General features: G+C 27.1%; 7 protein-coding genes. 2 read left to right on the forward strand and 5 right to left on the reverse strand.

Annotated features, from left to right (window positions below; all coding sequences use genetic code 11):
* Window positions 1–192 precede the first annotated feature (192 nt).
* Complete coding sequence (gene blaI / locus ACXQH5_RS10040) at window positions 193–573, reverse strand: penicillinase repressor BlaI (protein ID WP_001284653.1); 381 nt, start codon at window positions 571–573, stop codon at window positions 193–195.
* A complete protein-coding gene (gene blaR1 / locus ACXQH5_RS10045) occupies window positions 563–2320 on the reverse strand; it encodes a beta-lactam sensor/signal transducer BlaR1 (protein ID WP_001096396.1) in 1758 nt (585 codons plus the stop codon). Before blaR1 ends, blaI begins: the two co-directional genes overlap by 11 nt.
* Window positions 2321–2426: 106 nt before the next feature.
* Here blaR1 and blaZ point away from each other — a divergent pair, with 106 nt between their 5' ends.
* Window positions 2427–3272, forward strand: coding sequence for a penicillin-hydrolyzing class A beta-lactamase BlaZ (gene blaZ, locus ACXQH5_RS10050; protein ID WP_000733276.1), 846 nt, complete (start codon window positions 2427–2429; stop codon window positions 3270–3272).
* Window positions 3273–3822: 550 nt separating this feature from the next.
* On the opposite strand, the gene ACXQH5_RS10055 is transcribed toward blaZ, so the two are convergent.
* Window positions 3823–4818, reverse strand: a complete 996-nt coding sequence (locus ACXQH5_RS10055) for a YeiH family protein (protein ID WP_000838599.1) — start codon at window positions 4816–4818, stop codon at window positions 3823–3825.
* Window positions 4819–4942: 124 nt separating this feature from the next.
* On the opposite strand from ACXQH5_RS10055, the gene ACXQH5_RS10060 reads away from it, so the two are divergent.
* On the forward strand, window positions 4943–5764 hold the full coding sequence (locus ACXQH5_RS10060; RefSeq protein WP_000377738.1) for a LysR family transcriptional regulator: 822 nt from the start codon (window positions 4943–4945) through the stop codon (window positions 5762–5764).
* Between the two features lie 301 nt (window positions 5765–6065).
* Here ACXQH5_RS10060 and ACXQH5_RS10065 read toward each other — a convergent pair whose 3' ends face one another.
* On the reverse strand, window positions 6066–6158 hold the full coding sequence (locus ACXQH5_RS10065) for a type I toxin-antitoxin system Fst family toxin (protein ID WP_001791613.1): 93 nt from the start codon (window positions 6156–6158) through the stop codon (window positions 6066–6068).
* Window positions 6159–6628: 470 nt separating this feature from the next.
* A complete protein-coding gene (locus ACXQH5_RS10070; protein WP_000793183.1) occupies window positions 6629–7237 on the reverse strand; it encodes a hypothetical protein in 609 nt (202 codons plus the stop codon).
* Window positions 7238–7827 lie beyond the last annotated feature (590 nt).

The raw sequence follows: 7827 nt of genomic DNA on the forward strand, positions 1-7827 counted from the left end.
TCTGTTGGGTTATTGAACACTAAAATATGTATAATAGATATATATCTAGATATAAAAAGAGAGTGTCCAGAAAATAACCATTTTCTGGACACTCTCATATTTAATAATATATTTTAAATGTTATTAACAAAACTAATTTAATAAGAGTCAAGCATAGTTTACATATGTATTATGTTTGAAACATATCTCTAATTACTTTTTACTAATATCATTTAAAATGTCTCGCAATTCTTCAATTTCTTTGTTATTTAATTCTTCATTTTTCGCAAAATTCAGCACTAAACTTTTCATGTCCCCTCCATACAGTTTATTAAGAAAGGTTTTAGCAGTTTTCATTTTAATATCGTCTTCTTTAATATTTGATGAGTAAAAATAAATATTCTCTGATTTGTATCGTTTTATAATCTCTTTTTTATATAGTCTTGTGATTAATGTTCTAATCGTTTTATCGCTAACTTCTTTATATTTTTGAATTTCAACTACAATTTCATTAGCTGATACTGATTTTTTATCCCATATTATATTCATAACATCCCATTCAGCCATAGATATTTCAACTTGCTTATTGGCCATTTAAAACACCCATTTCTTTTAATATTTTTTCACTGATTAATTCAGCATTTTTCCCAGACGGCTTTCCATCTGATAAATGTGTAGCAAAATAATACTTATCATGATTTGTAATTACGTAACCTACAAACCACCCATTATTATACTTCCCGTTTACTATACCTGTACCTGTTTTCCCATACAGTTCATACTTTTCATTTTTCTTAATCAATAATGAAGAAGATAATTGATTCTTTGCTTTTTTACTAAAATGGTTATTTTGTTCCATCATATTTTTAAAAACTATTACTTGTTCAAGATTAGATATTTTCAAACTATCTTCCATCCAATAGCTTTTATAACTTCCCAAGTTTTCATTACCATAATTTAATTGCTTGAGTTGAGCCGCAGTATAGTTCTTTGGTATTTGATTACTAATACGTTCGAAGTACCAATTAACTGAATTTTGCATTGCTGTATTTAAATCTTGTTCCTTATTCCAAGACTCGAAAGGATAATGTTTATGATTCCATGACATACGTGAATTTTTATCACTTATGATATGATGGTCAAGTCCAAACATCGCTAAATAAATTTTATAAGTTGAATCAGGAGAATATCTTTTTCTACTTTCTTTTTCATTATAAATATAGTATTTGTCTTTCTTCATGCTGTACATGACGAAAGATCCACTATTTGAACCAAAATTTTTACTTTCATCTAAAATTTGGTGATCGTTCTGTAAGGGCTTTTTATAATTATAATCAGTTATGGATTGCCCCATCAAAAACTGGCTTTGAATTACCATGAGCAAAAAAGTAAAAATACAAATAAAAATTGGAATTAATTTGGACTGTTTTTTCAAATTGGCTTCTTTTATATTAATTAATCTTCTTTTGAGTAATGACTTTTTACCATTAAATGAATGGCTTAATATATTTTTATTAAAAAATGGAATATTTAATACGGAGTCCATAATAGATTCCGCATAAGTTTTAAATTCATTTTTGTTAATATTATTAAGAACAAATCTATCGGCTTCTACTTCATTGTCATGAATTATCTTTCTTTTTACAATATGTATTAATGGATTGTAACTCATAACAATAGAGAAGATATTAAAGATAATTAAATGTAAAGTATCTCTATTTTTAGCATGAGCATATTCATGCAGTATTATATATTTTAGTCTTTTATCAATTACACTTTTAAAATATGAACTAGGAATCAAAATAATATATTTCCCATACCAAAAAGTTATTGGAGATTGAATAGTCTCTGCTTTTCGAATCACAATATTTTTTTTATATTGATGGTTGAAAAGTATCGTATCTATTTTATTTTTTTCATTTTCGTTTAGATAAAGTGACTGTTTCTTTAAATATTTAAGATATAATAATGATTTCAAAAATTTAAAACTTAAAATAATAACTAAAACTATCCAAACAACTGTGCAGATATTATCAATTGAATCCCAATTAAACTTATGGATATCTGTTGTGAACTCTTGAACAGGTTTGGTGGTATTTATGTTATGGTTCAAGTCGTGTGACTTACTTTCAACTGTGGGCGCTTGATTATTCACATTATTCAATTTTATAAAAGAGAATTTAATTGGGATAAAAGGAATTAATCCAGCAAGCACAGTTAGATACCAAACTTTATAATTTAAACTATAATTAAAATAGCGTTTTAATATGTACTTAAAAAATACTAACAATAGAAATATAAAACAAAAGCTTACTACGCTCGTTATTAGTAATTTAGCCATTTTGACACCTTCTTTCAAATATTTATAATAAACAATTGACACCGATATTACAATTGTAATATTATTTATTTATAAAAATTACAATTGTAATATTGGAGGGTTTATTTTGAAAAAGTTAATATTTTTAATTGCAATTTCTTTAGTTTTAAGTGCATGTAATTCAAACAGTCCACATGCCAAAAAGTTAAATGATTTAGAAAAAAAATATAATGCTCATATTGGTGTTTATGCTTTAGATACTAAAAGTGGTAAGGAAGTAAAATTTAATTCAGATAAGAGATTTGCCTATGCTTCGACTTCAAAAGCGATAAATAGTGCTATTTTGTTAGAACAAATACCTTATAATAAGTTAAATAAAAAAATACATATTAACAAAGATGATATAGTTGCTTATTCTCCTATTTTAGAAAAATATGTAGGAAAAGATATCACTTTAAAAGAACTTATTGAGGCTTCAATGACATATAGTGATAATACAGCAAACAATAAAATTATAAAAGAAATCGGTGGGATCAAAAAAGTTAAACAACGTCTAAAAGAACTAGGAGATAAAGTAACAAATCCAGTTAGATATGAGATAGAATTAAATTACTATTCACCAAAGAGCAAAAAAGATACTTCAACACCTGCTGCTTTCGGTAAGACTTTAAATAAACTTATCGCAAATGGAAAATTAAGCAAAGAAAACAAAAAATTCTTACTTGATTTAATGTTAAATAATAAAAGCGGAGATACTTTAATTAAAGATGGTGTTTCAAAAGACTGTAAGGTGGCTGATAAAAGTGGTCAAGCAATAACATATGCTTCTAGAAATGATGTTGCTTTTGTTTATCCTAAGGGCCAATCTGAACCTATTGTTTTAGTCATTTTTACGAATAAAGACAATAAAAGTGATAAGCCAAATGATAAGTTGATAAGTGAAACCGCCAAGAGTGTAATGAAGGAATTTTAATATTCTAAATGCATAATAAATACTGATATCATCTTATAGTTTGTATTATCGTTGACATCTATAATTTTGATATCAAAAACTGATTTTCCCTCTATTATTTTCGAGATTTATTTTCTTAATTCTCTTTAACAAACTAGAAATATTGTATATACAAAAAATCATAAATAATAGATGAATAGTTTAATTCTAGGTATTCATCAATCGAAAAAGTAACGTATCTTATTTAAAGTGCGTTGCTTTTTTCTCATTTATAAGGTTAAATAATTCTCATATGTCAAGCAAAGTGACAAACAACTTATTTTGTGTGATTAGGGTGTACCCTAAATTATATTGTTCCATAGTTAATAGAAATATTGAAATTTACTATAATTAAACTGTCAAGGTAAGTCGGAATATGCATTGTAAAGCTTGATATGTCAGTAATAATAAAGAAGAATAGGCCTAGTAAGAAAAAGGCTGATCTTTTTTTTGACCGTAGTAATATGGAATGCCTTCAATGTGTTGTGTTTGTTTGTGAGAATCTATATCAATTTTTTAATATACTTATAGTCTAACTATAAAAGTACTTAGCAACAATAAATGTCACAGTTGATAAACAAATAGATACAATAATGACAGCTATTAATGGTTTGAAAGCACGATCTTTTAAGTCTTTAAATGAAACATTTAACCCTAATGCAACCATTGCCATCAATAAGCATATAGTAGTGATATTATCTATAATTTGCATAACCATGTGTGGCAAGGATACATAAGTATGGAATAATGCCATCATGACAAAACCAAGTAAAAAGTAAGGTACATCAATACGCTTTTTTTCATTCTCACTATGCGATTTTTTTCTCATAATTAAAATTAAAATAATACTCAGAGGTATTAATAAAAACACACGTCCCAGTTTTCCTAACAGTCCCATACTCAAAGCCTCTTGGCCTGAGAAGTCTGAAGCAAGAATTACATGTGCAATTTCATGTAAACTTGTACCTGACCAGACCCCAAATACTTCAGGAGATATTGTAAAAATAGAATATATTACAGTATATGCAAGCGAAAATATAGTGCCAATAAGTGCGACAATACCAATACTAATCGCAGAATCTTTTTCTCTAGATTTTAATATTGGAGATACTGCTGCAATAGCTGCCGCGCCACACACCCCAGTGCCAATACCTAATAATAGGATGAGGTTTTTATCTCCTTTAATATATTTATTTAGTAACAACATTAATCCGATACTAAAAAGGATGACTCCAATATCGATTAATACCAAATCGCTACCTTTTCCAATTACATCATAAATATTTAACTTTAATCCATATAATATAATAGCTAATTTCAGTAACCGTTTAGACGAAAATGCGATTCCTGAACGATATGCTTCAGGGTAACCCTTAAAATGTCTATATAGAATCGCAATCAGTATAGCAATTGTTAAAGCACCTATCTTATCTAAAAATGGTAACTTTGAGCCTAATAAACTTATAACTGCGATGATAAATGTGAATAATAAACCATAAATAAAGGCTTTGCTTTTTAAGGACTTCACTTTTTAACTCCTCCTTTATCAAAAGCTTAGCATCGCATAGTTATAACGTAAAATAAATATTAAGTATATTACTCATAACATTTTTGTTATAATAGAGGTATTCAAATGTCAGGAGACCTAGTTAATGGATTCATTAAAAGTTCTAACTGAAGTAGTTAAAACGCAAAGTTTTACTAAAGCTGCAGAAAATTTATATACTTCACAGCCATCAATAAGTCGCGATATTAAACGATTAGAACTGGAATACGATGTAAAAATTTTCGAATTTAGACATTCTAAAATGTCTTTAACAAGTGATGGGGAGAAACTATTTCAATATGCTTTACAACGTGAGCGATTAGAACAAAACTTAAGACACGATTTGAAAATGCAACCTGATATAATTTCAGGAGATTTAACGATAGGGAGTAGTTACACTTATGGCGAATATCGATTGTCACAACATCTTGCTGATTTAGCCAAAAATTATCCTGAATTATACATTCATGTGTATTTAAATAATTCTGATACAGTATTACAACATATTAAGAATAACACTATCGATTTAGGTATAATCGAAAAAGAGGTTCAAAGTAATATTATACACAGTAGACGTATTGCTCAAGATGAAATAGTATTAATTCGTAAAAAATCATCATCTTCAAATAAGTCAATATGTTTTATCAGAGAACGTGGATCAGGGACAAGAGTCTATCAGGAAAATGCGTTATCACAAATGACTTCATCCTCTTATTTAGTAGAAATTAACAACACAAATCTAATTAAAAATATGGTCCACGCTGATAAAGGCTTTTCTATTGTTTCTAAATCAACATTAACACCTTATGATTTAGAAAAGCTAGAAGTAACAAACTTAGACATCAAACGTTATTTCTATTTAGTCATACATAAGGATAAGTATATTGATACGAAGCTTAATGAAGTTATTAAAAATTTGATTTCATGAATTTTGATCTTTGTATTATTTATTCTAAATTTAATGCACGTTCTAATGACAATCTATATAAAAAAAGGATAAACTCTCAATACATAACATTCATAAATTATCCTTTAAATTATTGACAATTAGCGTCAAAATATTGAAACGATACCTTGTAACTGATACTGTACATATCACTTTGCATTTCTTTACTAACCAGTGTTATAATCTATATAACGAAAATGATTAACAATTAATGCACCAATCCCCACACTATTGCAGTAGTGTGGGGATTTTTTCGATGCTGGCTTATAAAGTCGCCTATTAATTATTTGTTGCGTTTACTAAGCCAATAAGTATAATACGCAACAGCACAGCCACTGATGACTGGTGCTATGATGTGAACGAAAATGATTAGCAAAGTAATGCACCTCCTCTCTTCGTCAATTGACGCCTGAGAGATAGGCGACTCTATTATTATACCATCTGTGAATATACAAGCATATCTACTTCCGATAAGTCGTCTTATGTTATATAACTTCGTTTTTTATAGTATCAAGACAAAAGAAGAAACGCAGTTCAAAATCATCACCTAAATTCATTAATCTAAAGAAAAAACGGTGTAATAAATAGTGAATATTATAGTCTATTAAAGAATAGATTTAAAAACACTCTAAAAGGTGCATTAAAGATTTGTAAAACTTTAATATATCTTTTTTAGGTGAAAACTTATGATAATTGTAGGTTCTCTCATTATCTATGATTATTAATTTTAACTGTATCTAGAAAATCATCACCCCAATCACAAATTGAAAATACTACTTTATCAAGATAAGAAAAAAAAACTTGCCCTAAGATTTTATAAAATCTTAGGGCAAGTCAGCTCAATATCTAAATAACTAAAAATACAATATAAGTTAAAGTTTTCGCATCACTTCTTGGTATACCTGCTTTAACAAAAGCATTTTCAACAGCTGATTTCGTAGACTTATCTAACCTATCAATTGCATTAGACATCTTTCTTGAATATTTTTTTACTAGAACAGCATGTTTTCTACTTAATGGTTTAATGATCCAAGATATAGCAGTTCCACCATGTCTCAAAGAAGGTGATAGAGCCTTAATAGCTTTTAAAGTTGCACCGATAGGACCTCTAGGAGTAGGCTTATTTGAGTTTAAAGTCATAGAATTATTAGCAAATACTGAAGAATTTAAAGCACCTTCTTGTTTTGCTAGTAAAACATCATTATCAAAATTAGGATTAAAAGCTCTTTGCTCATCTAGAAACATTTTAAATCCTTCATCATCTCTAGATAAAACTTCCCAAATATATTCTTGTCCTTCTAACAATTCATTGAATTCTACATTATCATTTTCTACTGTTTTAACAACTTCCTTATTTTCTGCAGCATGAACTACAGGTTCAAAACTAGAAAATAATAATGCAGTAGATGTTAGTACCAAAGTATTTTTAATAAAAAAACTTTTTAAATTCTTCATATGACTTTTATCCTCCAATTATAAATGTTAAAATTTTTTATTATTAAATATTATATACATAAAAGGAATTAAATTCATTATGAAAAAAGTAAACAAAGAGTACTTATTGAACTTTATAATTGTAACGTTCTTACTCGGAATAATAATCATACCTATATCCGTATTAGTATTCTCAATACCATTTTTTAGCATAATAGGTTTCCAATCATTAGCAGATAATTTAAATATAAGTTCTTTAATAACAATAAATTGGTATTCAAATAATATGTTTTATAACATTGGCTATATTGCATTATTCTTTATAGTAACTTATCTAATATTTATTTTTCTTGAACTTTTTATAATATTTTTACATATAAAATACAAAAAGAAATTTAATAATATTATCTTATTCATATTCTTTATAACTGCTAATATGATCGTATTAAACTTAATAATTTTGAAGATTTTCTACAACATTCATATAAATTTATATTTTCAAATTTTCATTTATTCTTTATGCTTCTATCTTTTATTTACTCATAAAGAGATTTACAAAATATTTGAAGAAAATAAAAGTAAAAAATAAAAAAATAAAAAAATTAATCTCT

The sequence above is a fragment of the Staphylococcus sp. SA22 genome, assembly GCF_054165785.1.

Excerpts from the sequence above, each read along its gene's own strand:
- blaI (WP_001284653.1), bottom strand. The coding sequence starts at position 573 with ATGGCCAATAAGCAAGTTGAAATATCTATGGCTGAATGGGATGTTATG.
- blaR1 (WP_001096396.1), bottom strand. The coding sequence starts at position 2,320 with ATGGCTAAATTACTAATAACGAGCGTAGTAAGCTTTTGTTTTATATTT.
- ACXQH5_RS10060 (WP_000377738.1), top strand. The coding sequence starts at position 4,943 with ATGGATTCATTAAAAGTTCTAACTGAAGTAGTTAAAACGCAAAGTTTT.
- ACXQH5_RS10070 (WP_000793183.1), bottom strand. The coding sequence starts at position 7,237 with ATGAAGAATTTAAAAAGTTTTTTTATTAAAAATACTTTGGTACTAACA.